This is a genomic window from Citrobacter amalonaticus (assembly GCF_001559075.2).
In the GTDB taxonomy this organism is placed as follows: domain Bacteria; phylum Pseudomonadota; class Gammaproteobacteria; order Enterobacterales; family Enterobacteriaceae; genus Citrobacter_A; species Citrobacter_A amalonaticus_F.
Window position 1 is genome coordinate 3,058,925 of sequence record NZ_CP014015.2, and the last position, 22,381, is coordinate 3,081,305.

Genomic DNA, 22,381 nt, shown 5'->3' on the forward strand with positions numbered 1-22,381 from the left:
ACCGGGGTTTATGAACGTAGCCAACAAAGAGGCAACCTGAAGGATGGTGTGTATGCGTATTTATACTACGCAACGGTACATTGCAAAGCGCTAATTAGAGCAAGGATAGTGAGAAAAACGTAACGGCGCGTAAACGCGGCGTTTTTGCCGCGAAAGAAAGTCCGCTTTTGTGATCCGGGGCGTGCAATAATCTTTCATTACCACTCTTGGATGGGGCTGACGATGTCTGAAAAACGGGTTGTGATGGTTGTTGATATGCAAATCGGCGTGTTTGCCACGCCGCGTATTGATCGGGAAGCGTGCGTGGAACGTATCAATCAATTGACGCGGGCGGCCGATCTCACGATTTTTATTCAGCACACCGAGGCGGGTGGCCTGGAGGAGGGGAGCGCGGGGTTTGCGCTGCTGCCTGAACTGGACACGCCTGCGAATGCAAAATATGTCACGAAAACCGCCTGCGATGCTTTTTACAAAACGGCGCTCGAACGGTTGCTCCGCGAACAGGCGATTTCACACTTTGTCATTTGCGGCTGTGCGACGGACTATTGTGTCGATACCACCATCAGAAACGGCGCCAGCCGGGGTTATCGCATTACGGTTGCGGAAGATGCCCATACCACTGCGCATCGCCCGGCTGCTCCTGCCCTGACGCTGATTGCGCACCATAATGATGTCTGGCGCAATCTAATCGTGCCGGACAATCCGGTATATGTGAAACCCGTCGAAACAATTCTTCAGGACTGGAAAACGAACTAAGCGCCGCCATGTTGGTCACAATGGCGGTTTCGCCTGTTGTGACCGTTTATTTTTAGTCCGCGCAGCGGCAAAAACACAGCAGTTGTCATAACGATAAGAAGTTAGCAGGAGAGCATCATGTTTAAGTCTTTTTTCCCAAAGCCGGGTCCTTTTTTCCTTTCGGCTTTTATTTGGGCAATAGTCGCGGTTATTTTCTGGCAAGCCGGTGGTGGGGACTGGGTTGCGCGGCTGACTGGCGCAACGGGTACCGTGCCTATCAGCGCCGCCCGTTTCTGGTCGCTGAGCTACCTGATTTTTTATGCCTACTACGTGCTTTGTGTCGGGCTGTTTGCGCTGTTCTGGTTTCTCTACAGTCCGCATCGCTGGCAGTACTGGTCAATTCTTGGCACCTCGCTGATTATCTTCGTCACCTGGTTTCTGGTCGAAGTCGGGGTGGCCGTCAACGCCTGGTATGCGCCATTTTACGATCTGATCCAGACCGCCCTTAGCGCACCACATAAGGTCACCATGAGCCAGTTCTATAACGAACTGGGGATCTTCCTTGGCATCGCGCTGATTGCCGTGGTGATTAGCGTGCTGAACAACTTTTTTGTCAGCCACTATGTGTTCCGCTGGCGTACGGCGATGAACGAATATTACATGGCGCAGTGGCAGCATTTGCGTCATATCGAGGGGGCCGCGCAGCGTGTGCAGGAAGACACCATGCGTTTTGCCTCAACGCTGGAAAGCATGGGCGTGAGTTTTATTAACGCTATCATGACGCTGATCGCCTTCCTGCCGGTGCTGGTTGCGCTGTCTCCGCACGTGCCTGAACTGCCGATAGTCGGTCATGTGCCTTATGGCCTGGTGATTGCAGCGATCGTCTGGTCACTGATGGGCACCGGTATGCTGGCGGTGGTCGGGATCAAGCTCCCGGGACTGGAATTTAAAAATCAGCGGGTGGAAGCGGCTTATCGTAAAGAGCTGGTATACGGGGAAGACGATGCCAATCGCGCCACGCCGCCGACGGTTCGTGAGCTGTTCAGTGCGGTTCGTCAGAACTATTTCCGTCTCTATTTCCACTACATGTATTTTAATATCGCGCGCATTCTCTACCTGCAGGTGGACAACGTTTTCGGGTTGTTCCTGCTGTTTCCGTCGATTGTTGCCGGTACGATTACCCTGGGTCTGATGACGCAAATTACCAACGTCTTTAGCCAGGTGCGGGGCGCGTTCCAGTACCTGATCAACTCGTGGACAACGCTGGTTGAACTGATGTCTATCTATAAACGTCTGCGCAGTTTTGAGCGCGAACTGGACGAGCGGGATATTCAGGCTGTCACCCACACACTTGGTTAACAAAAGGAAACGTTATGTCGGCGGTGTCTCGTCTTTACCCTTTGTCATTGCTGGCCGGGCTGGTGCTGGCAGGATGTAGCAGTCAGCCCTCGCAACCACTAAAAAAAGGCGAGAAACCGGTCGATGTCGCGAGCGTGGTGCGCCAGAAAATGCCGGCCAGCGTGAAGGATCGGGACAACTGGGCGCAGGATATTGCCAAAACCTTTGAAAGCCAGAAGCTGGCGCCGACCGTGGAAAATATCTGTTCGGTGCTGGCGGTCGCACAGCAGGAGTCCAGTTATCAGGCCGATCCCGCCGTTCCGGGATTGAACAACATTGCCTGGAAGGAGATAGACCGGCGCGCCGAGCGGATGCATATTCCGGTTTTCCTGGTGCATACCGCGCTGAAAATCACCTCCCCGAACGGGAAAAGCTACAGTGAGCGTCTGGACACGGTCAAAACGGAAAAGCAGCTCAGCGCCATTTTTGATGACTTCATCAATATGGTGCCGATGGGACAGACGCTGTTCGGTTCACTCAATCCGGTCCATACCGGTGGTCCGATGCAGGTCAGCATTGCGTTTGCCGAGCAGCACAGCAAAGGGTATCCGTGGAAGATGGATGGAACGGTGCGTCAGGAAGTGTTCAGCCGTCGCGGTGGACTCTGGTTCGGAACCTACCACCTGCTCAATTACCCGGCCAACTACAGCGCGCCGATTTTCCGCTTTGCCGACTTTAACGCCGGATGGTATGCCAGTCGAAACGCCGCGTTTCAGAACGCAGTCAGTAAAGCCAGTGGCGTCAAACTGGCGCTGGATGGCGACCTGATCGCCTACGGCAGTAAAGAAGCCGGTAAAACGGAGCTGGCGGTGCGTAAACTGGCGGGCAAACTGGATCTCAGCGAGAGCGCGATCCGCCGTCAACTGGAGAAAGGCGACAGTCTTGCGTTTGAAGAGACGGCGCTTTACGAAAAGGTGTTTACGCTTGCTGAAGCAAAGACAGGGAAGAGATTACCGCGTGAAATGCTGCCCGGTATTCAACTGGAAAGCCCGAAAATCACCCGTAATCTCACTACCGCATGGTTTGCAAAACGGGTCGACGATCGCCGGGCGAAGTGCATGGGACAATAACCGTCGGGCCATTACTGGCGGCGGTAGCGCCAGCGCAGAATGGCGGCGATGACGCCGAAAATCAGACTGCCGACCAGAAACGGCACCAGACCGAAGATGGTTCCGACGCCCAGCCCAATCTCTACGCGCGGGCGTCCTGTCTCTTGTACTTGCATCAGATGTTCATATACGCCAGGCGCGTGAACCAGCAGGTTCAGGATCTGCGCTCCGGCCCAAAAACAGAACAGAACAAACACGGCATAAGCGATGTTGCCTGGCGTAGAGGCGGTTTCTCGATGTTTCCCGTTAAACAAGGATTTTGAGAGAGTGAAATCAGCCATAAATGACCTCCGCGAGTAATTCTGCATCTCTGACACTATGCCAGTAACTTACCGTGAGTGTGACAGGTCATCGCGTTTGTCAATATCAGAATGATGGTAATTTCAGTCTGGGATGAATCCTGGATTGCAGATTTTTGTCAGTTGTCACAAATCAGTTACCTTAAATTAAATTCGGCAACATTTAAGAAATTCCGCACACGACACAGACCGGTTTCCCGTAATATGCGACGATACTTTTTTTCGTTCAGGAGTTGCCATGAACCTGCCTTTAAAAATTCGCCGTGACTGGCACTACTACGCCTTTGCTATCGGCCTGATTTTCATTCTGAACGGCGTTGTCGGGCTGTTGGGGTTTGAAGCCAGGGGCTGGCAAACCTATGCCGTGGGGCTGGTGACCTGGATCGTCAGTTTCTGGCTGGCAGGATTGATTATTCGTCGTCGTGTGGAAGATGATACGGCGTAAGCCTGACAACAAACCGCTGTCAGGCTTACCGGGAAGTGCAGATTACATCGTCGTTTTCAGCGCGTTATCTGCAGCGTGGCGCTCCAGCGCCAGTTCGATCAAGTGGGTAATCAAATCGGTGTAACCTAAGCCGCTGGCCTGCCAGAGTTTCGGATACATACTGATGTTGGTAAAGCCTGGCAGGGTGTTGATCTCATTGATCACCACCTCATTGTCGGCCGTTAAGAAGACGTCGACACGTGCCATGCCGGCGCAGCCCAGCGCCTGATACGCCTGAATGGCGATCTCGCGGATTTTGTCGTTGATGTGGGGATCAATCGCCGCAGGAACCACCACTTTCGCGCCGTTATCGTCAATGTATTTGGTGTCGTAGGCATAGAAATCACTGTTGAGCACGATCTCGCCACAGGTGCTGGCCTGCGGGTGATCGTTACCCAGCACGGCGCACTCGATCTCGCGCCCCTTGATCCCTTGCTCCACCACCACTTTGTGATCGAATTCGAACGCGAGGTCGACCGCCTGCGCGTACTGCGCTTCGCTGGTGACTTTACTGACGCCGACAGACGATCCCTGATTGGCGGGCTTAACGAACAGCGGCAGGCCAAGACGGGCTTCTACCTCGGCAAAACTTATCGTGTTGCGATTGGCGCGCGTCAGCGTAATAAACGGCGCGATATTCAGTCCGGCATCACGCAACAAGCGTTTGGTGACGTCTTTATCCATGCATGCTGCTGAACCCAGCACGTCGGAACCAACGAAGGGCAGATTCGCCACGCGCAGCATTCCCTGCAGGGAACCATCTTCACCCAGCGTGCCGTGCACAATCGGGAAAATCACGTCTACGGTCGGCAGCGGCTGGCCATTCTGCGCATCAATCAACTGCTGCTCGTGTCTGCCCGGAACCTGCGCAAGGCTGGTCGCAGAAGGACGCAGCGCAATGTGCGCAGGATCGTTTGCATTGAGCAGATAATTGCTGGCATCGCTGACGTGCCACTGCCCTTGCTTATCAATGCCTAACAGCACGACGTCAAAGCGGGTCTTGTCGATGGCATCGACAATATTTTTTGCCGATTGCAATGACACTTCATGTTCCGCTGATTTACCACCAAATACGATTCCTACCCGCAACTTTGCCATCTTAAACCCATTCCTTCGAACGCAAAGCGTATACATTACCACGACAAAACGAGGGATTCGCGGGCTTCTGCCATAATGTTAGGGAGAATTACACGGGAGGGCGCGTGAGAGGAAAAGTCTGGCTGACGATGATGATTCTGAGCGTGGCGTGTGGCGTGGGATATCGCTATCTGCCGTCTTATTACAACCCGCTCGCCCCTCTTGAGTTATCCGATCCGCCAAACTGGCTTACCCAATTTAAGCTTAAACGTCTGACGCCAGCGCGCTGTCAGACGCTGTTGCAGCAGGCAAACGAGCAGAAGCTGATCACGTCGCAGCCTGTCGCCGACAGCGCTGGCGAATGTCCTTTAACCGACGTAGTACGGGTGCGGGATTTTGGCGTCGTCAAACTGAGCAGCAGCTTCCTTGCCTCCTGTCCGTTAGCATTGCGTTCCGCGTTGTATGTTGGGCAGCAGGCTGCACCGTTGACGGAACGTCTGATGATGAGCCAACTGACCCGGATCGAGCATCTCGGCAGCTACGCCTGCCGCAACATTTACCATCGCCCTGATGCACGCCGTAGTGAACACGCCAGCGCACAGGCCCTGGATATCAGCGGCTTTATTCTCGCCGACGGGCGACACGTCACCGTTCTGCGCGGCTGGAAGCAGGAAGAAAGCGCAACGTGGCTGCGGGCGCTGCTCAGTGCGAGCTGTCAATATTATGGCAACGGCCTGGGGCCGGACTATAACGCCGCTCACGCCAACCATTTTCACCTGGGGATACGGGGATTTGGCCTCTGTCGCTAAGCATAAAGCCCTGTCGCTTGTTGGGTTTTAATGTGATGTATTTCACAAATCTGGTGAACGGGAAGATAAAATATCAAATTGCGCGCCACCGCACCTGAGGATCCCCTGACAGACGTGGAGATTGCTAAACTAGCCGGCGTTTTCTGCTATTTATCACGATGAGCGTTTATGGAATCCTGGAAAGTTAATCTTATTTCCGTCTGGTTCGGCTGCTTTTTTACCGGTCTGGCAATCAGTCAAATCCTGCCGTTTTTGCCGCTCTATATTTCGCAGCTTGGGGTGACCTCCCACGAAGCGCTCTCGATGTGGTCAGGGCTGACGTTCAGTGTCACATTCCTAATTTCCGCGATTGTTTCTCCGCTCTGGGGCAGCCTGGCAGACCGTAAAGGTCGCAAGCTGATGCTGCTACGCGCCTCGCTCGGCATGGCGATTGCGATACTGTTGCAGGCTTTTGCCACCAACGTCTGGCAGCTTTTTCTGTTGCGCGGCATCATGGGCTTAACGTCTGGCTATATTCCTAACGCGATGGCACTGGTGGCGTCTCAGGTGCCCCGCGAACGTAGCGGATGGGCGCTCAGTACGCTGGCGACCGCGCAAATCAGCGGCGTGATTGGCGGCCCGTTGATGGGCGGGTTTATTGCCGATCATGTGGGGTTACGCCCGGTCTTTTTTATCACCGCAATGCTGTTGGTCGTCAGCTTTATGGTCACACTCTTTTTGATTAAAGAAGGCGTGCGTCCGACGCTGAAAAAGAGCGAACGGTTGAGCGGGAAAGCCGTATTTGCGTCGCTGCCTTATCCGGCGCTGGTGATCAGTCTGTTTTTCACCACCCTGGTGATTCAGTTATGTAATGGCTCAATCAGCCCGATTCTGGCGTTATTTATTAAGTCGATGGCCCCGGACAGTAATAATATTGCTTTTCTGAGTGGCTTAATTGCCTCGGTGCCTGGGGTCTCCGCGCTTATCTCCGCGCCCCGGTTGGGTAAACTCGGGGATCGCATCGGCACTGAAAGGATCCTGATGGCAACGCTGATTTGTGCGGTGGTGCTGTTTTTTGCCATGTCATGGGTTACGACGCCCTTTCAGCTCGGGGTATTACGTTTTCTGCTCGGTTTTGCCGATGGCGCCATGCTGCCCGCGGTTCAGACGCTGCTGGTCAAATACTCCAGTGACCAAATAACCGGGCGTATTTTTGGATATAACCAATCGTTTATGTACCTTGGCAATGTCGCGGGCCCGCTGATGGGCGCGACGGTTTCAGCCATGGCAGGATTCCGTTGGGTATTTATTGCCACCGCCATTATCGTGATGATTAACATTTGTCAGTTAGCCCTGGTTCTGCGCCAGCGGCGAAATATCCGCAAGCGGGCGTGAAGCGGTTAAAAAAATGACTTAAGTAAAACTGATCGTTTTTTATCATAACTTTAGATTATGGCCAGGGGTGACTATTTTATTCCTGGCTTTTAATTTAGCGTTCTGTTTCCGCGCGAGAAACGTTTCGCTCACCGTATTCTGTGATTATTTACGCAAAGTCTTTCCTTTCTTATAAAAATACTACTTTCAGACTCTAGGCAGCATGGATTCATAGTGATAACGTCAGCCTTCTTTGGATAAGGAAATGCGGTCATGAAAAATCTAATAGCTGAGTTGTTGCTTAAGCTTGCCCAGAAAGAGGAAGAGTCGAAAGAACTGGTTGCTCAGGTAGAAGCATTAGAGATTATCGTCACAGCGATGCTGCGTAATATGGCTCAGAACGAGCAGCAAATGCTGATTCATCAGGTAGAGGGCGCGCTTGACGGCGTAAAGCCCGATGCCAGCATTCCGGATAACGATAAGGAGTTGCTGCGCCAGTATGTACAAAAGTTGTTGAGGCATCCTCGTTACTAGTTTTATCCCGTTTCTGTGCTGTCATAAACCTGTCATATCAGAGACCTATAGTCGCTTTGTTTTTTATTTTAAGTGTATTAAGTACATGGAGAAAATAAAGTGAAACAAAGCGCTATTGCTCTTGCATTGTTACCGCTGCTGTATATCCCTGTTAGCTATTCTGAAACGTCGTCAATGGCGGTTCTGGATAACCGTGCCGCACAGGGTGATATTACAACGCCTGGCGGAGCACGCCGATTATCGGCCGATCAAACACAGGCATTGCGCGAATCACTGAATGATAAACCGGCTAAAAATATTATTTTATTGATTGGCGATGGTATGGGTGATTCGGAAATTACGGCTGCGCGAAATTATGCTGAAGGCGCGGGTGGGTATTTTAAAGGGATTGATGCCTTACCGCTGACCGGCCAATACACCCACTATGCGCTGAATAAAAAGACCGGCAAGCCGGATTACGTGACGGATTCTGCTGCATCAGCAACCGCATGGACAACCGGCGTGAAAACCTACAACGGCGCGCTGGGCGTCGATATTCACGAAAAAGATCATACGACGCTGCTGGAAATGGCGAAAGCGGCGGGGCTGGCGACGGGTAACGTCTCAACCGCCGAGCTGCAGGATGCCACGCCAGCCGCGCTTGTGGCGCATGTGACATCACGTAAATGCTATGGCCCGAGCGTAACGAGCGAGAAATGCCCGACGAATGCGCTGGAAAAAGGCGGCAAAGGCTCGATCACCGAACAACTACTGAATGCCCGTGCGGATGTCACGCTGGGCGGCGGCGCGAAAACGTTCGCCGAAACCGCAACGGCCGGCGAGTGGCAGGGCAAAACGCTGCGTGAACAGGCCGAGGCCCGTGGTTACCAGTTGGTCGGCGATGCGGCCTCGCTGGCGGCGATTGGCGAAGCCAGTCAGGACAAACCGTTGCTGGGACTGTTCTCTGACGGCAACATGCCTGTGCGCTGGGAAGGCCCAAAAGCGTCTTACCACGGCAATATTGATAAGCCTGCCGTAACCTGTACGCCGAATCCAAAACGCGATGAGACCGTACCGACGCTGGCGCAAATGACCGACAAAGCCATTGAGTTGTTGAGCAAAAATGAGAAGGGATTCTTCCTGCAGGTGGAAGGGGCCTCCATCGATAAACAGGATCACGCCGCCAATCCTTGCGGACAGATCGGCGAGACGGTGGATCTGGACGAAGCGGTGCAGCGCGCGCTGGCCTTTGCGAAAAAAGAGGGTAACACGCTGGTGATTGTCACCGCCGATCACGCTCACGCCAGCCAGATCGTCGCGCCAGAGACCAAAGCGCCGGGTCTGACCCAGGCATTAAACACCAAAGATGGCGCCGTAATGGTGATCAGCTATGGCAACTCCGAAGAGGAATCGCAGGAGCATACCGGCAGCCAGCTGCGTATTGCGGCCTATGGTCCTCATGCAGCCAACGTGGTGGGGCTGACCGATCAAACCGACCTGTTCTATACCATGAAAGCGGCGTTAGGCCTGAAATAATCCAACCCCCGGCAGGATAACTTTTGCTGCCGGGTGGTTTTTTTATCGTTAGCAGCCAGACTTATCTGAATATCCCCCGCGCTGACGTGCGGGAGATAGTCGAGTGAATACTCAAAAAAGGATGGTGCTATGAAAATAACATTACTGGTTACCCTATTGTTTGGTTTGATCTTTTTAACGACCGTTGGTGCGGCAGAGAAAACATTAACGCCGCAACAGCAGCGCATGACTACCTGTAATCAACAGGCGACGGCGAAAGCGTTGAAAGGAGATGCCCGTAAGACGTACATGAGCGATTGCCTTAAAAACAGCAAATCCGCTCCCGGTGAAAAAAGCCTGACGCCGCAGCAGCAAAAAATGCGTGAATGCAACGTCCAGGCGACGGAACAATCGCTGAAAGGTGACGATCGCAGTAAGTTTATGAGTGCCTGCCTGAAGAAAGCGGCCTAGCGCCGACCTAGTGCTTACGGGTGAGCAAAGAAAAACGCTCACCCGAAATATCATACTTTCCCCGCCAGACCCGTCTCTATAATTTGGGAAAATTGTTTCAGAATGTTCCCAAAAAATAATGAATGACGAAAACTTTTACAAAAAAGCGGTCGATCTCGATGAAACCTCTCTTTTATCGCAGCAAAACGACCATCAACGCTCTGGACTGCGATTCGCCCGGCGAGTAAGAGTGCCGCGCGCAGTGGCGCTGGGGGGAATGTTTTTCCCTGTCGCCGCCGCGCTGGTCGCGAACCCTGTCCCCGGTGTCTGGTGGTTGTTGCTGGTGGGATGGGCGTTCGTCTGGCCACATCTGGCCTGGCAAATCGCCAGCAGAGCCGTCGACCCGCTGAGTCGGGAATTTACCAATTTGAAAACGGATGCGGTACTCGCCGGAATGTGGATGGGACTGATGGGCGTCAATGCGCTGCCTTCTTCCGCGTTGTTGATGATCATCTGTATGAATCTGATGGGCGCAGGCGGTGTGCGACTGTTTGTTGCCGGACTTGCCCTGATGGTCGTCGCCTGTCTGGTCACATTGCAGTTGACGGGGGCCTCTCTGGCGTTAAGAAGTGCGCCGCTGGAAGGGGTACTGACGCTGCCGGTCATCGTGATTTACCCGCTGTTATTCTCGTGGATTAGCTATCAGGCCGCGACAAAGCTGGCGCTGCACAAGCGCCGGTTGCAGGTGATGAGTACCTGTGATGGCATGACGGGGGTTTACAACCGACGACACTGGGAAATATTACTGCGCAACGAATTTGAGCACTGTCGTCGCCAGCATCGGGATGCCACGCTGCTGATCATCGATATCGACCACTTCAAAAGTATTAACGACACCTGGGGTCATGACGTTGGCGATGAAGCCATTCTGGCGCTGACCCAACAGCTGAGAATGACCCTGCGCGGAAGCGATGTGATAGGGCGTTTTGGCGGTGATGAATTTGCGGTGATTATGTGCGGTACGCCAGCCGAGAGCGCCATCGCGGCGATGTCACGGGTTCATGAGGGGTTACGCGGGTTACGTCTGGCCTGCGCGCCGCAGGTCATTTTGCATATCAGCGTTGGCGTTGCGCCGCTGACGCCGCAGTTTGGTCACTATCGTGAATGGCTGAAATCGGCCGATCTGGCGCTCTACAAAGCAAAGAATGCCGGACGTAACCGCACCGAAGTGGCGGCCTGACGTCCGGTTGTTCACTCAGGATTTACTGAGTTTGTCTGATTTCTCCATACACTTCGCCATCGCTTCAATCACCGCCGCACGAAATCCTCGCTCTTCCAGTACACGGACCGCTTCAATCGTCGTGCCGCCGGGCGAACAGACCATATCTTTCAGTACGCCAGGATGCTCGCCCGTTTCCAGTACCATCTTCGCGGATCCCATGACCGCCTGAGCGGCAAATTTGTAAGCCTGCGCGCGTGGCATACCGCCCAGAACTGCGGCATCTGCCATCGCTTCGATAAACATGAAAACATATGCCGGGGCGGAACCGCTGACGCCAACCACCGGATGAATCATCGACTCGGCAATCACTTCGGCTTCGCCAAAGCAGCGGAAAATATTCAGCACATCCGCGGTATCTTCCGGGGTAACCAGCGCGTTTGGCGTCACTGAGGTCATCCCGGCATTAACCAGCGACGGCGTGTTTGGCATCGCGCGTACGATTTTCCGGTCGTGTCCCAGCGCACGGGCGAGTTGATCGAGAGTCACGCCTGCCGCAATAGAAACCACCAGCGACTCTTTGTTGAGGCTGGAGGTTACCTCGCTGAGCACTTTGATCATAATGCCCGGCTTCACGGCGCCGAAAACAATATCCGCCACCTGGGCGACTTCCTGGGCGGACTGCGCGACGTTGATCCCATACTGATCGTGCAACGCGGCAACTTTATCGGGGGAAGGGGTGTAGACCCAGATCTGGCCAGGAAGCACCTGACCGCTGGCAATCAGACCGCCGAGGATCGCTTTCCCCATATTACCGCAGCCGATAAAACCGATTTTCTTCTCCATCTCGTCACTCCCTATGGGTGATAGTTGTTGTTTTGTTTGATAAAGCCTAGCTTAGCGCGGATTGAAAGACGCATGAAGGATAAACAGCACTTTGCCGCAGCGCAAAAGCACGAGACAATAGCCGATTGCACAAGAGACGGGAGACAGTATGACCATATGGGTGGATGCGGATGCGTGTCCGAACGTAATTAAAGAGATCCTCTATCGTGCCGCCGGACGCATGCAAATGTCGCTGATTCTGGTGGCGAACCAGAGCCTGCGCGTGCCGCCGTCGCCGTATATCCGTACGCTGCGCGTGCCTGCGGGATTTGATGTGGCGGATAACGAGATTGTGCGCCAGTGTACGGCGGGCGATCTGGTCATTACTGCCGATATCCCGTTGGCCGCCGAAGTGCTGGCAAAAGGCGCGTCGGCGCTCAATCCGCGCGGTGAGCGCTATACCGAATCGACCATTCGCGAACGTCTGACGATGCGCGATTTTATGGATACATTGCGCGCCAGCGGGATCCAGACGGGGGGGCCGGATAGCCTCTCTGCGCGCGATCGTCAGCATTTTGCGGCGGAACTGGAAAAGTGGTGGCTGGAAGTTCAGCGCAGAAAAGCGTGAATGTAATTTATTTTTTACACTTTCCTCAGCGCTATTTCTTGATATAGTAGGGCATAGATTGATATTTTCACTTTTTGTGGAATAAATTCTTTACACTTAACGCTGTACTAGTTTGATGGTATGATTATTCCTTTAATGACATCTGATCCTGCCGCTTTGCGGCCTTCTGGGGAACGCCCACTATGACGCAACCGCTTTATCTTGTTGGCCCACGCGGCTGTGGAAAGACAACGGTTGGCATGGCGCTGGCTACGGCAATTGGCTGTCGGTTTGTCGATACCGATCAATGGCTGCAGTCGCAGGTACAAATGACCGTCGCGGAAATCGTCGAGCGAGAAGGCTGGCCGGGATTTCGAGCCAGAGAGACGGCTGCGCTGGAGGCGGTGACTGCACCGTCAACGGTGGTGGCGACCGGTGGGGGAATCATTCTCACTGACTATAACCGCCACTTTATGCGGGATAACGGCATCGTCATTTATTTAAGCGCGCCGGTCCCGACGCTGGTGAATCGTCTTGAGGCCTCGCCTGAAGAGGAGTTGCGTCCCACCCTGACCGGTAAACCTTTGAGCGAAGAGGTGCAAGAGGTGCTGCAACAGCGGGATATTTTGTATCGCGAGGCGGCCCATTTCATCATTGACGCGGCGAATTCACCTGACCAGGTGATTTCTGAAATTCAGCGCAGGCTGGCGCAGAGCGCGCTGTGCAAACAAGGCGGGGTCTATACTTAAACTTCATTCGACAGAAGGAAGCACTATGCCAACCAAACCGCCTTATCCACGCGAAGCGTATATTGTCACCATTGAGAAAGGAACGCCGGGACAGACGGTCACCTGGTACCAGTTGCGCGCCGATCACCCGAAACCGGATTCGTTAATCAGCGAGCATCCCAGCGCGCAGGAAGCGATGGATGCGAAAGCCCGTTACGAAGACCCGGATAAAACCTGACGACTGAACGGCTCGGAATGGAATCTGAGCGAGTATAAACCCAACCTGCATCACATTTTTCACCGATGAATCGTTGTACCTGAAAACTAACATCAAACAATAACAATCTATTACTGGAATGATCTGGAATCTTTACACAGCGACTTGTGCTGCGCCTGCTACGCTTTTTTGCATTTGCAAAGGTAAGTGTCGGCAGTGGTGCAGCGCATTTGCCCGGGAATAAACGACGAAGTAAAAAAGAAGGTGGAAAAAATGAGTGCGTCGTTGGCTATCCTCACAATCGGTGTTGTACCCATGAGTGAAGTCTTACCGCTTCTGACTGAGTACATCGACGAACAACATATCACCCATCACAGTTTGCTCGGAAAAATGAGTCGTGATGACGTTCTGGCGGAATATGCGCTGGAATCTGACGAAGACCCGCTGTTAACCCTGCTTAACGATAATGAACTGGCTTATGTTTCACGGCAGAAAGTGGAACGCGATCTGCAAAGCGTCATCGAAGTGCTGGATAACCAGGGCTACGACGTCATTTTACTGATGAGTACCGTGTCGATTGCCAGCATGACCGCCCGTAACAGCATTCTGCTTGAGCCGCTGCGTATTATTCCACCGCTGGTGGCCTCAATTGTCGATGGTCACCAGGTGGGGGTGATTGTGCCGGTTGAAGATCTGATGGCCGATCAAGCGGAGAAATGGCAGGTTTTACAGTCGCCGCCGCTGTTCTCGCTGGCGAATCCGGTTCACGGCAGTACCCAGCAGTTGATTGAAGCCGGGAAAGATCTGCTGGAACAGGGGGCGGATGTCATCATGCTCGACTCCCTGGGTTTTCATCAGCGCCACCGCGATGTCCTGCAAAAATCGCTCGATGTCCCGGTGCTGCTCTCTAATGTGCTGATTGCGCGACTGGCTTCAGAACTGCTGGTTTAATTTTGCGTGACAGGCCAAAGGGCTGCCCCCTATATTGGTTGTCAATTTACCAACGAGACAGGGCCCGTTTATGCTTCAAAGTAACGAATACTTTTCCGGCAAAGTAAAATCAATCGGCTTTACCAGCAGCAGTACTGGCCGTGCCAGTGTGGGTGTGATGCTGGAAGGTGAATACACCTTCGGTACCGCGGAGCCTGAGGAGATGACGGTCGTAAGCGGCGCGTTGAATGTGTTACTGCCGGATGCCACCGAATGGAAAGTGTATGCCGCAGGAGAGGTATTCAACGTCCCGGGCCATAGCGAGTTTCATTTACAGGTCGCAGAACCGACCTCATATCTTTGTCGCTATCTGTAATATTTTTCCCTCTCCGTGTGGAGAGGGAATCTTCGTTTAGCGCTGCGCTTCGCCGCCTAAACCTTCCACCAGATTCTGAATCAACGCGGCGAGTTCACCGGTCATCAGGATAAAGTCCGCGTCGAAACGCTGGGCGAAATCTTCCCGGTCGATATCTTCGTTTTGATCGCGCAGCTCGTCGCTGAATTTCAGCCGTTTAATCGACGCGTCATCGCAGATCATAAACTGAATACGCTGCTGCCAGTCGAGCGCCAGCTTGGTCACCACTTTACCCGCTTCAATGTGGACGGCGATCTCGTCGCTCACCAGATCCTGTTTCTTCGCCCGGATCACGCCGCCGTCTTCCAGCATGGCTTTCAGTTCAGCTTCGTCGAGTAACTGGAAGCCCTGAGCCACGGAGCCAGAACGCACCCACTCGGTGAGCGTCAGCTCAATCGGGTTTTCCAGCGCCAGTGGAACCACCGGCAGAGAACCGAGGCTTTTACGCAGCAGCGCCAGCGTATCTTCCGCTTTTTTCGCGCTTGCGCAATCCACCATGATCAACCCGTTTACGGTGTCGATCCACATCATGGTCTGACTAAAGCGGCTAAAGGCGCGCGGCAGTAGCGAATGCAGCACTTCATCCTTCAGCGAGTCTTTCTCGGTTTTCTTCAGCTTACGCGCCTGTTCGGCTTCCAGTTTGGCGATCTTCGCTTCCAGCGCCTGTTTGATCACCGGAGAAGGCAGGATCTTCTCTTCTTTACGCGCGCAAATCAAAATCTGGCCGTTATTGGTATGCGTCAACGCATCGCTGTGCGATCCCATTGGCGGCACCCAGCCCGTCTTTGCCATATCCTGGCTACCGCAAGGGGTAAACGTCATTGAGGCTAGCTGTTTTTCCATCTCCTCGGCACGCAATGAAATATCGCGGCTAAGACGGTAAACCATTAAATTTTTGAACCACAGCATGATAATTTCCACGGCCTTGTCGTTAAATCCAGCGCGTATAGTAACGAATTGTGGGCAGGCTTGCATTGCCATTCCCAATCCCTCGCTCTACTCTGTTGATATTCCCAAAAAAAGAGGAACACCGTGTGCGTATTGGTATTGATTTAGGCGGCACCAAAACGGAAGTGATCGCGCTCAGTGAGGCAGGGGAGCAACTGTTCCGCCATCGTCTGCCGACGCCGCGAAATGACTATCAGCAAACCATCGAAACCATTGCCACACTGGTGGCGATGGCGGAGCAGACCACCGGGCAAACGGGGACGGTAGGGATAGGGATCCCGGGTTCCATTTCGCCTTACACCGGTGTCGTAAAAAATGCTAACTCCACCTGGCTGAACGGACAGCCGTTTGATAAGGACCTTAGCGCTCGTCTGCAGCGTGATGTTCGTCTGGCGAATGACGCGAACTGTCTGGCGGTCTCTGAGGCGGTCGACGGCGCCGCCGCCGGGGCGCAGACGGTTTTTGCAGTGATTATTGGCACCGGCTGCGGCGCGGGTGTGGCGCTCTACGGTCGGGCGCACATTGGTGGCAACGGGACGGCGGGCGAGTGGGGGCACAACCCTTTGCCGTGGATGGACGAGGATGAGCTTCGCTACCGTGAAGAAGTCCCCTGCTACTGTGGAAAACAGGGATGCATTGAGACGTTTATTTCCGGCACCGGGTTTGCCACCGATTACCATCGCCTGAGCGGTAACCCGCTAAAAGGCAGTGAAATTATCCGCCTGGTGGAGGAACAAGACGCGCTGGCAGAACTGGCGCTCAGCCGCTATGAGCTGCGGCTGGCGAAATCGCTGGCCCATGTGGTGAATATTCTCGACCCGGATGTTTTCGTTCTCGGCGGCGGAATGAGCAACATTGACCGCCTGTACAAAACGATACCGCAGTTGATTAAACCGTTTGTGTTCGGTGGAGAGTGTGAAACGCCGGTACGTAAGGCTCTGCACGGTGACTCCAGCGGCGTGCGCGGCGCGGCGTGGCTGTGGCCGCAGAAATAAGGTTATTACCCAGAATCGTGCCCGGTGCGTGGCAGGCTCTCAGCCTGCTACTACTGCCGGATCGGATTTATGTTTCATGCGGCTGTACAGCAATAACGACGACATGGCGGAAAATGACAGCAGCGCCGCAGGAAGCGCCACATAGTTGTAAGAAAAGCCCAGCGTCAGCATCATCCCTCCACAATACGCGCCGATGGCGCTACCGAGATTAAAGGCGATTTGTCCGCCCGCCGCGCCCAGCATTTCACCGCCTTTAGCATTTTGCAGTAGCAGGATTTGCAAGGGCGCGGAGAGCGCAAACAGTCCTGCGCAGCAGATGAAGGCGAACGTCAGCGAGGCAAGTTTGATATCTCCCAGCAAGAACAGCAGCAACAGGGCGAGGACGATAACAAAACCCGTGGTTGCGGCAATGCTGAGCGGCGAAAACCGGCCCGATAGCCGACCACTGAGCAGATTTCCCAACACCATTCCTGACCCGACCAGCATCATAATGAAGGTCATGCTCGCTTCCGGGAAGCCCGAGATGTACATCATGTAGGGCTTAACGTAGCTGAACCAGGCAAACACGCCAGCGTTACCGAACATCGTGGCGGCGAAAATCAGCCAGGGCGCGGAATTTTTCAGAAAGTGAAACTGCTCGCGCAGTCTGCCTTTTGCCTCATCGCGAAGATCGGGGATCCAGAAGGCAATGGAGCAAATCACCGCGATGTTAAATACCGCGATCAGCAGAAAAGTATACCGCCAACTGAATTCCTGACTGAGAAACGTCCCTAATGGGATCCCGGCCAGATTCGCCACGGTCATGCCGGAGATCATACCGGCCACCGCGGCAGTCACTTTCCCTGGTCGGGCGAGCTTCGACAGAATGATCGCGCCGACGCCAAAGAAGGCGCCATGCGGAAAGCCTGAAACCAGTCTGCCGATCGCCAGCATGGCGTAAGAAGAGGAGAGGGTGAAGATAGCGTTGCCAATGACGCATAAGGTCACCAGAAACAGCAAAATATGCTTGAGGGAAAAGCGGCTGGAAAAGAGGGCGATGATGGGTGCACCCAGCACCACGCCAAAGGCGTAATACGAAATCATATGCCCGGCGGTCGGAATTGATATGCCGACATCGCGTGCCAGTTCCGTCAATACCCCCATAATGCCGAATTCGGCCATGCCGAGGCCAAATGTCCCCAGCGCCAATGCGAAAATCGCCTTTTTCATACCACCTGCCGTTATTTCAAGCGCGGGTTAAGCGCGACGGCTGCGAAAACCGCAGCCAATAGTGTATAGCTTGCGGATAAGTCTGCCGTATTGCCATTCCTTATCCGTCTTTGTGTATTGACGATCGTGCTACATACGTTGCTCCGAAAGCGATTCGTTATTCTACGGCAAACATTCTGTCGAGTTTGCTGTAGCCCAGTCCGTTGATTTTCTTCACCTTGATCTGCACCGGGATCCGTTCTTTCATCGCTTCCACATGGCTAATCACGCCAATGGTTTTGCCGCTGGCGTTGAGCGCATCCAGCGCATCAAGGGCGGTATCCAGCGTTTCACTGTCGAGCGTGCCAAAGCCTTCGTCAAGGAACAGCGAGTCAATGCGCGTTTTGTGGCTGACCAGATCGGAGAGCGCCAGCGCCAGTGCGAGACTGACCAGGAAACTTTCGCCACCGGAAAGGGTACGGGTATCGCGCACGGCGTCGGCCTGCCAGGTGTCGACCACCTCCAGTTCCAGCGCTTCACTGGCTTTGCGCTGTAGCAGATAGCGACCATGGAGACGGGTCAACTGGTTGTTCGCCAGCCAGACCAGGTTATCCAGCGTCAGCCCTTGGGCGAATTTGCGGAATTTATCCCCCTCTTTAGAGCCGATCAGCGCATTCAGGTAGCCCCAGTCTTCAACCTGTTGCATCGCGTTGTCGATTTTTTGCATCAACGTCTGCTGCTGCTGGCGATTGTCGCTGTCCTGTTTTAGCTGTTGGCGTATTTCGCCCTGACGCGTGGCGTTGTCGCGTACCCGATCGTTTAACTGCGCCACGGTTTGCTGAACATGCTCAATCGACTGTGTGGGATCCAGACCCGCTGGCGGCTGTTGCTGATGTGCCGCCAGCGCCTGCGCCGATTGTGCGGCGAGCGTCTGTGCCTGCTGAACCTGATTTTCCAGCGACTGTTTTAGCTGTTCCAGACGCGTGACCGCCTCGTCATCCAGCAGCGCGGCAAGAAATGCCGCCTGATCGGCAAATATACTGTGCTCAAGCGCAGCATCGAACTGCGCCTGCGCATCGGCAGCGCGCTGAGTTTCCTGCTTCTCCTGCTGCTGTAATGTCTGCAATTGACTGTGCAGCGACACGCACTCGTCATGAACCTGACGCCAGTTTTCCAGCGTCACGCTTGCATCATCTTCAGCGTCGGTATCGGCGACGGGCAGCGTCTCGAGCAGCGGGGTGAGTTGCGCGATGCGCGCCTGTAACGCCGTCAACTCCGTCTGCCGCTGTTGCCATGTTTGTGCATCCGCCGCGCGCGCGTCTAACCATGCTTCCTCGCTGCCTTCCTCAGGAAGTGACAACGTATAGCGGCTTAACTGGGCTGCCAGCGTCGCCTGGCGCTGGTCGATTTGCTGGCGGAACTGCGCCACCTGTTGCGCATGGGCGGTAATTTGCGCTTGTAGATCATGGCGCTGGTTGAGCTGGTAGAGTTGCTGCTCGTGTTCATCCTGCGCCATCAACCAGGGTTGAATATCCTCCTGCGGCTGTAACGTGACGTTCAGTGCGCCGATCGTGGCTTGCCACTGTTGAGTGAGCGCTTGCTCTTCTTTAACCAGCGCCTGCGCTTCGCTTTCATCACGCTGAAGCTGCTGGTTGACGGCCTCTGATTGTCCCCGCAGGGTGGCGCCTTCATCGGCCAGCGATTTGACTTCTTTTTCCAGCGCATCGCGTCGCGCCTGATTAACACCGGGTTCGAGTGCCTGATACGCCGCGACAGCAGGATGGGTGGTGGAACCGCAAAGCGGGCAGGGCTGGCCGGACTGCAACTGCGCACGCTGGCTTTCCAGATCCTTGATCCGTGCTTCCTGCTCACAGAGCGTTTTAACATCCTGATACTGCTGATATTTATCTTTATACTGCTGGCGTTTAGCCTCCAGCAGGGTGTTGAGTCGGGCCAGTTCCTGTTTGTTATGCGTCATCGTCGCCTGAAGCTGACTCAAACGCGTCAGTCGGGGAACAATCTGACCATGGAGCGAAAGCAGTTGCTGGCGCAGGGGGCGCTGTTGCGCATGCTTCGCCAGCGCAACAGCGACTTCATCCGCCGTCAGATTGAGCGTCACCGGCGGCAGCGATTCCAGCTTGCGGCTGTCGTTGACCTGCTGTTGCTGCCATTTTGCCAGTTGAACGTTATCGCTGGCCTGCTGAGCAAAAAGGGCGCGCCATCCTCCTAACTCGTTGCTCCACAGGCGAAAGCGATCGTGTTCGTTTAGCCACTCGCTTAGCGTCTGTTGCGTGGCGAGCAGGGCAGTGGACTGCCGCTCAGCCTGGCGGCGGATGTGATTGCGAAGCGTGAATCTACTCTGTAAGCGAGCATTCACTTCGTTAATCTGCTGACGAGTGCGGGAAACGGTAGCAGATTGCTCCTGAATGCGCTCCCACAGTGGGCGCAACGCTCTGGCGGGCTGCGCAAGGCTGAGCGCTGCCAGCTGTGGTTGGGCGTTTTCCAGCGCTTCCTGTGCAACCTGCAGCATTTGCTGACGCTGGTTCGCGTCGGCCTGCAGTTCGCGCTGTCGCGTCAGCCAGTTCAGTTGCTGTTGTCCTGTCTGCTGTTGGGCGACCAGTTGTTTCTCTTCGTCAGTGAGTGCCTGCAAACTTTCTGTCAGCGTCTGCAACGCCTCTGGCGCTAACAGCGCGACGCCGCTGGCCTGCGCCTGTAATTTTTCCAGTTCGGTGCGTGCGCTTTTGTGCTGCTCAAAAACCTGAGCGGAAATCTGGCCGTAAATTTCCGTGCCGGTCAGTTCTTCCAGCAGTTCCGCTCGCTCCTTCGGTTTAGCGTTGAGGAAGGCGGCGAACTGCCCCTGTGAGAGCAGCATTGAGCGGGTAAAGCGGCCGTAATCCAGCCCGGTCAGTTCCGCCGTCATCTCCAGTTTGTCTTTCACTTTATCGGCAAGGATTTTCCCGTCGGCACAGCGCGCCAGTTCAACGCGCGGAACCTGCAAATTACCGTCGGGCTGGTTGCGCGCCCGGTTTTGGCTCCAGAACGCACGATACGCTTCGCCTTTGACTTCAAACTCCACTTCCGCCAGACATTCCGCCGTATCGCGGGTCATCAGATCGTTCTGCGATTGCGACACGGTATTCAGGCGCGGCGTCTCGTGGTACAGCGCCAGGCAAATCGCGTCGAGCAGAGTGGTTTTTCCCGCCCCGGTAGGCCCGGTAATCGCAAACAGTCCGTTGCTGGCAAAGGGTTCCACTGTGAAATCGACCTTCCATTCCCCTTTCAGCGAGTTGAGGTTTTTCAGGCGCAGACTGAGAATCTTCATGCCTCATGCTCCCCGGACAGTGTCTGTAGTGTGCGGTGAAAAAGTGATGTCAGGCGTTCACACTGAGGCGGCTCAAGTTCTTCCAGCGCCAGACGGCGGGTAAATACTTCATCCACGCTCAGTTCGCTCAGCGTTTCCCGGCGTTCGTTACTCAACATGCGTTCGCGCTGCTCCCGACTGCGGCGAACTAACAGCACCTCAACGGGCAGTGTTTCCGTCAGCGTCTGAATTTTCCGCTGCATGTCATGCAGGTATTCATCGGTGGTGATTTCAATATCCAGCCAGACCGGGGTTTCCAGCGGACTGTCACGCCACTGCTCCAGTTGTTCGGTAATGGCGGCAAGATCGCCCTTCAGCACAGCCAGCGGTTGCGTTACCGGAACAGTGAGCTCCTCGACGCTGGTTAATGCGCCGTCCTGGAAGTCCACCCGATGCACGTATTTGCTTTTGCCGCATTCGTCAAAGCTCAGCGCGATGGGCGAGCCGCAGTAGCGGATATGCTCCGTACCGCCAATTTTCTGCGCCCGGTGGATGTGACCCAGTGCGATATAATCGGCAGGCGGGAAATTTTGCGCCGGGAAAGCATCCAGCGTGCCAATATAAATGTCACGCACGGCGTCACTTTTGCTGGCACCCACGGTAGTCAGGTGGCCGGTGGCGATAATCGGCAGGGCGAGATCGCCACGCAACGCGCAGGCGGCCTCGTATTGCTGCTGGTAATAGTCGGTGATGGCACCCAGTAAATGCTGTTGTTTTTCCTGGCCAGAGAGTCCCGCCTGGCTGCTGATAATGTCGCGTGGGCGTAAAAATGGCACCGGGCACAGCACCGCGCCGGGCTGACCATCGCGACGATGCAGGATCTGCGGCGCGTGACCGGCGCTGGCCACAACCGTGGTATTGAGAAACGCCAGAATCTCACGGGATTCATTCAGCGTGGCGACGGAATCATGATTTCCCGCTAATACCACCAGATGACAGCCCGTTTGCTGTAGGTTGACCACAAAACGGTTATAGAGCTCGCGGGCATAGCTTGGCGGTGAGCCGGTATCGAAGATATCGCCTGCCACGATGATCGCGTCCACCTGTTGCTCAACCGCTGTTTCCAGCAGCCAGTCAAGAAAGGCCTGATGTTCAGCGGCACGGCTTTTGCTGTAGAAATTTTGTCCCAGATGCCAGTCAGAGGTGTGAAGGATGCGCATAACGGTTCCATGGCAAAAAAGCATAAAGGGGATTATAACCATTCGG

Annotated in this window: 23 protein-coding genes; 16 read left to right on the forward strand and 7 right to left on the reverse strand. The window is 54.6% G+C overall.

Features of this window, described 5'->3' with window-relative positions; all coding sequences use genetic code 11:
- The first annotated feature begins 222 nt into the window (after nt 1-222).
- The 3 genes from AL479_RS14725 (at nt 223) to AL479_RS14735 (ending at nt 3,203) form a co-directional block, all read left to right on the forward strand.
- The gene (locus AL479_RS14725) at nt 223-756 is read left to right on the forward strand and encodes an isochorismatase family protein (RefSeq protein WP_061076588.1); all 534 of its coding nucleotides are present in this window, start codon (nt 223-225) and stop codon (nt 754-756) included.
- 117 nt (nt 757-873) lie between these two features.
- Complete coding sequence (gene sbmA, locus AL479_RS14730) at nt 874-2,094, forward strand: peptide antibiotic transporter SbmA (RefSeq protein ID WP_061076589.1); 1,221 nt, start codon at nt 874-876, stop codon at nt 2,092-2,094.
- A gap of 14 nt (nt 2,095-2,108) precedes the next feature.
- Nucleotides 2,109-3,203, forward strand: a complete 1,095-nt coding sequence (locus AL479_RS14735) for a DUF1615 domain-containing protein (RefSeq protein WP_061076590.1) — start codon at nt 2,109-2,111, stop codon at nt 3,201-3,203.
- A gap of 11 nt (nt 3,204-3,214) precedes the next feature.
- Here AL479_RS14735 and AL479_RS14740 read toward each other — a convergent pair whose 3' ends face one another.
- Entirely contained in the window at nt 3,215-3,523 is a 309-nt protein-coding gene (locus AL479_RS14740) for a YaiY family protein (protein ID WP_043001638.1), read from the reverse strand.
- 256 nt (nt 3,524-3,779) lie between these two features.
- Here AL479_RS14740 and AL479_RS14745 point away from each other — a divergent pair, with 256 nt between their 5' ends.
- Nucleotides 3,780-3,986, forward strand: a complete 207-nt coding sequence (locus AL479_RS14745; RefSeq protein ID WP_061076591.1) for a DUF2754 family protein — start codon at nt 3,780-3,782, stop codon at nt 3,984-3,986.
- 42 nt (nt 3,987-4,028) lie between these two features.
- Here the strand turns inward: AL479_RS14745 and ddlA are convergent, their stop codons facing one another.
- Nucleotides 4,029-5,123 (reverse strand): D-alanine--D-alanine ligase, encoded by a 1,095-nt coding sequence (gene ddlA, locus AL479_RS14750; protein ID WP_061076592.1) that lies wholly within the window; start codon nt 5,121-5,123, stop codon nt 4,029-4,031.
- A 128-nt stretch (nt 5,124-5,251) separates the two neighbouring features.
- Between ddlA and AL479_RS14755 the strand changes: the two genes are divergently transcribed.
- The 6 genes from AL479_RS14755 to adrA all read left to right on the forward strand — a co-directional run bounded on the left by AL479_RS14755 (nt 5,252) and on the right by adrA (nt 10,982).
- Nucleotides 5,252-5,911 (forward strand): extensin family protein, encoded by a 660-nt coding sequence (locus AL479_RS14755; protein WP_081093668.1) that lies wholly within the window; start codon nt 5,252-5,254, stop codon nt 5,909-5,911.
- A gap of 168 nt (nt 5,912-6,079) precedes the next feature.
- Nucleotides 6,080-7,285, forward strand: coding sequence for a multidrug efflux MFS transporter (locus AL479_RS14760; RefSeq protein WP_061076594.1), 1,206 nt, complete (start codon nt 6,080-6,082; stop codon nt 7,283-7,285).
- A gap of 252 nt (nt 7,286-7,537) precedes the next feature.
- A complete protein-coding gene (gene iraP, locus AL479_RS14765; protein ID WP_061076595.1) occupies nt 7,538-7,798 on the forward strand; it encodes an anti-adapter protein IraP in 261 nt (86 codons plus the stop codon).
- A gap of 99 nt (nt 7,799-7,897) precedes the next feature.
- Nucleotides 7,898-9,313: an alkaline phosphatase gene (gene phoA, locus AL479_RS14770; protein WP_061076596.1), complete on the forward strand. Its 1,416-nt coding sequence runs from the start codon at nt 7,898-7,900 to the stop codon at nt 9,311-9,313.
- A gap of 129 nt (nt 9,314-9,442) precedes the next feature.
- A complete protein-coding gene (gene psiF / locus AL479_RS14775; protein ID WP_043001631.1) occupies nt 9,443-9,763 on the forward strand; it encodes a phosphate starvation-inducible protein PsiF in 321 nt (106 codons plus the stop codon).
- A 118-nt stretch (nt 9,764-9,881) separates the two neighbouring features.
- Nucleotides 9,882-10,982: a diguanylate cyclase AdrA gene (adrA, locus tag AL479_RS14780; RefSeq protein WP_061076597.1), complete on the forward strand. Its 1,101-nt coding sequence runs from the start codon at nt 9,882-9,884 to the stop codon at nt 10,980-10,982.
- A gap of 15 nt (nt 10,983-10,997) precedes the next feature.
- On the opposite strand, the gene proC is transcribed toward adrA, so the two are convergent.
- Nucleotides 10,998-11,807: a pyrroline-5-carboxylate reductase gene (gene proC, locus AL479_RS14785; protein WP_061076598.1), complete on the reverse strand. Its 810-nt coding sequence runs from the start codon at nt 11,805-11,807 to the stop codon at nt 10,998-11,000.
- Nucleotides 11,808-11,955: 148 nt separating this feature from the next.
- Between proC and AL479_RS14790 the strand changes: the two genes are divergently transcribed.
- The 5 genes from AL479_RS14790 (at nt 11,956) to ppnP (ending at nt 14,644) form a co-directional block, all read left to right on the forward strand.
- Nucleotides 11,956-12,414 carry a YaiI/YqxD family protein gene (locus AL479_RS14790; RefSeq protein ID WP_105291767.1) on the forward strand — a complete coding sequence of 153 codons (459 nt, stop codon included), beginning with the start codon at nt 11,956-11,958 and terminating at the stop codon, nt 12,412-12,414.
- Nucleotides 12,415-12,596: 182 nt separating this feature from the next.
- Nucleotides 12,597-13,142, forward strand: coding sequence for a shikimate kinase AroL (aroL, locus tag AL479_RS14795; RefSeq protein ID WP_061076599.1), 546 nt, complete (start codon nt 12,597-12,599; stop codon nt 13,140-13,142).
- Nucleotides 13,143-13,167: 25 nt separating this feature from the next.
- Complete coding sequence (gene yaiA, locus AL479_RS14800) at nt 13,168-13,359, forward strand: protein YaiA (protein WP_043001626.1); 192 nt, start codon at nt 13,168-13,170, stop codon at nt 13,357-13,359.
- Nucleotides 13,360-13,611: 252 nt separating this feature from the next.
- Nucleotides 13,612-14,289 (forward strand): AroM family protein, encoded by a 678-nt coding sequence (locus AL479_RS14805; protein ID WP_043001625.1) that lies wholly within the window; start codon nt 13,612-13,614, stop codon nt 14,287-14,289.
- Nucleotides 14,290-14,359: 70 nt separating this feature from the next.
- Entirely contained in the window at nt 14,360-14,644 is a 285-nt protein-coding gene (gene ppnP / locus AL479_RS14810) for a pyrimidine/purine nucleoside phosphorylase (RefSeq protein ID WP_046476127.1), read from the forward strand.
- 36 nt (nt 14,645-14,680) lie between these two features.
- Here ppnP and rdgC read toward each other — a convergent pair whose 3' ends face one another.
- Entirely contained in the window at nt 14,681-15,592 is a 912-nt protein-coding gene (rdgC, locus tag AL479_RS14815) for a recombination-associated protein RdgC (RefSeq protein WP_061077986.1), read from the reverse strand.
- A 125-nt stretch (nt 15,593-15,717) separates the two neighbouring features.
- On the opposite strand from rdgC, the gene mak reads away from it, so the two are divergent.
- Complete coding sequence (gene mak, locus AL479_RS14820) at nt 15,718-16,626, forward strand: fructokinase (RefSeq protein ID WP_061076600.1); 909 nt, start codon at nt 15,718-15,720, stop codon at nt 16,624-16,626.
- A gap of 39 nt (nt 16,627-16,665) precedes the next feature.
- On the opposite strand, the gene araJ is transcribed toward mak, so the two are convergent.
- From araJ to sbcD, 3 genes are all read right to left on the reverse strand, one after another.
- Complete coding sequence (araJ, locus tag AL479_RS14825; protein ID WP_061076601.1) at nt 16,666-17,835, reverse strand: MFS transporter AraJ; 1,170 nt, start codon at nt 17,833-17,835, stop codon at nt 16,666-16,668.
- Between the two features lie 157 nt (nt 17,836-17,992).
- Complete coding sequence (sbcC, locus tag AL479_RS14830; RefSeq protein WP_061076602.1) at nt 17,993-21,136, reverse strand: exonuclease subunit SbcC; 3,144 nt, start codon at nt 21,134-21,136, stop codon at nt 17,993-17,995.
- The gene (gene sbcD / locus AL479_RS14835; protein WP_061077987.1) at nt 21,133-22,335 is read right to left on the reverse strand and encodes an exonuclease subunit SbcD; all 1,203 of its coding nucleotides are present in this window, start codon (nt 22,333-22,335) and stop codon (nt 21,133-21,135) included. The genes sbcC and sbcD overlap by 4 nt, the downstream gene beginning before the upstream one ends.
- Nucleotides 22,336-22,381: the final 46 nt, after the last annotated feature.

Excerpts from the sequence above, each read along its gene's own strand:
- psiF (WP_043001631.1), top strand. The coding sequence starts at position 9,443 with ATGAAAATAACATTACTGGTTACCCTATTGTTTGGTTTGATCTTTTTA.
- AL479_RS14745 (WP_061076591.1), top strand. The coding sequence starts at position 3,780 with ATGAACCTGCCTTTAAAAATTCGCCGTGACTGGCACTACTACGCCTTT.
- AL479_RS14725 (WP_061076588.1), top strand. The coding sequence starts at position 223 with ATGTCTGAAAAACGGGTTGTGATGGTTGTTGATATGCAAATCGGCGTG.
- iraP (WP_061076595.1), top strand. The coding sequence starts at position 7,538 with ATGAAAAATCTAATAGCTGAGTTGTTGCTTAAGCTTGCCCAGAAAGAG.
- proC (WP_061076598.1), bottom strand. The coding sequence starts at position 11,807 with ATGGAGAAGAAAATCGGTTTTATCGGCTGCGGTAATATGGGGAAAGCG.
- rdgC (WP_061077986.1), bottom strand. The coding sequence starts at position 15,592 with ATGCTGTGGTTCAAAAATTTAATGGTTTACCGTCTTAGCCGCGATATT.
- sbcC (WP_061076602.1), bottom strand. The coding sequence starts at position 21,136 with ATGAAGATTCTCAGTCTGCGCCTGAAAAACCTCAACTCGCTGAAAGGG.
- araJ (WP_061076601.1), bottom strand. The coding sequence starts at position 17,835 with ATGAAAAAGGCGATTTTCGCATTGGCGCTGGGGACATTTGGCCTCGGC.
- AL479_RS14805 (WP_043001625.1), top strand. The coding sequence starts at position 13,612 with ATGAGTGCGTCGTTGGCTATCCTCACAATCGGTGTTGTACCCATGAGT.
- AL479_RS14755 (WP_081093668.1), top strand. The coding sequence starts at position 5,252 with ATGATGATTCTGAGCGTGGCGTGTGGCGTGGGATATCGCTATCTGCCG.
- AL479_RS14740 (WP_043001638.1), bottom strand. The coding sequence starts at position 3,523 with ATGGCTGATTTCACTCTCTCAAAATCCTTGTTTAACGGGAAACATCGA.
- ddlA (WP_061076592.1), bottom strand. The coding sequence starts at position 5,123 with ATGGCAAAGTTGCGGGTAGGAATCGTATTTGGTGGTAAATCAGCGGAA.
- ppnP (WP_046476127.1), top strand. The coding sequence starts at position 14,360 with ATGCTTCAAAGTAACGAATACTTTTCCGGCAAAGTAAAATCAATCGGC.
- aroL (WP_061076599.1), top strand. The coding sequence starts at position 12,597 with ATGACGCAACCGCTTTATCTTGTTGGCCCACGCGGCTGTGGAAAGACA.
- yaiA (WP_043001626.1), top strand. The coding sequence starts at position 13,168 with ATGCCAACCAAACCGCCTTATCCACGCGAAGCGTATATTGTCACCATT.
- AL479_RS14760 (WP_061076594.1), top strand. The coding sequence starts at position 6,080 with ATGGAATCCTGGAAAGTTAATCTTATTTCCGTCTGGTTCGGCTGCTTT.
- sbcD (WP_061077987.1), bottom strand. The coding sequence starts at position 22,335 with ATGCGCATCCTTCACACCTCTGACTGGCATCTGGGACAAAATTTCTAC.
- adrA (WP_061076597.1), top strand. The coding sequence starts at position 9,882 with ATGAATGACGAAAACTTTTACAAAAAAGCGGTCGATCTCGATGAAACC.
- AL479_RS14735 (WP_061076590.1), top strand. The coding sequence starts at position 2,109 with ATGTCGGCGGTGTCTCGTCTTTACCCTTTGTCATTGCTGGCCGGGCTG.
- sbmA (WP_061076589.1), top strand. The coding sequence starts at position 874 with ATGTTTAAGTCTTTTTTCCCAAAGCCGGGTCCTTTTTTCCTTTCGGCT.
- AL479_RS14790 (WP_105291767.1), top strand. The coding sequence starts at position 11,956 with ATGACCATATGGGTGGATGCGGATGCGTGTCCGAACGTAATTAAAGAG.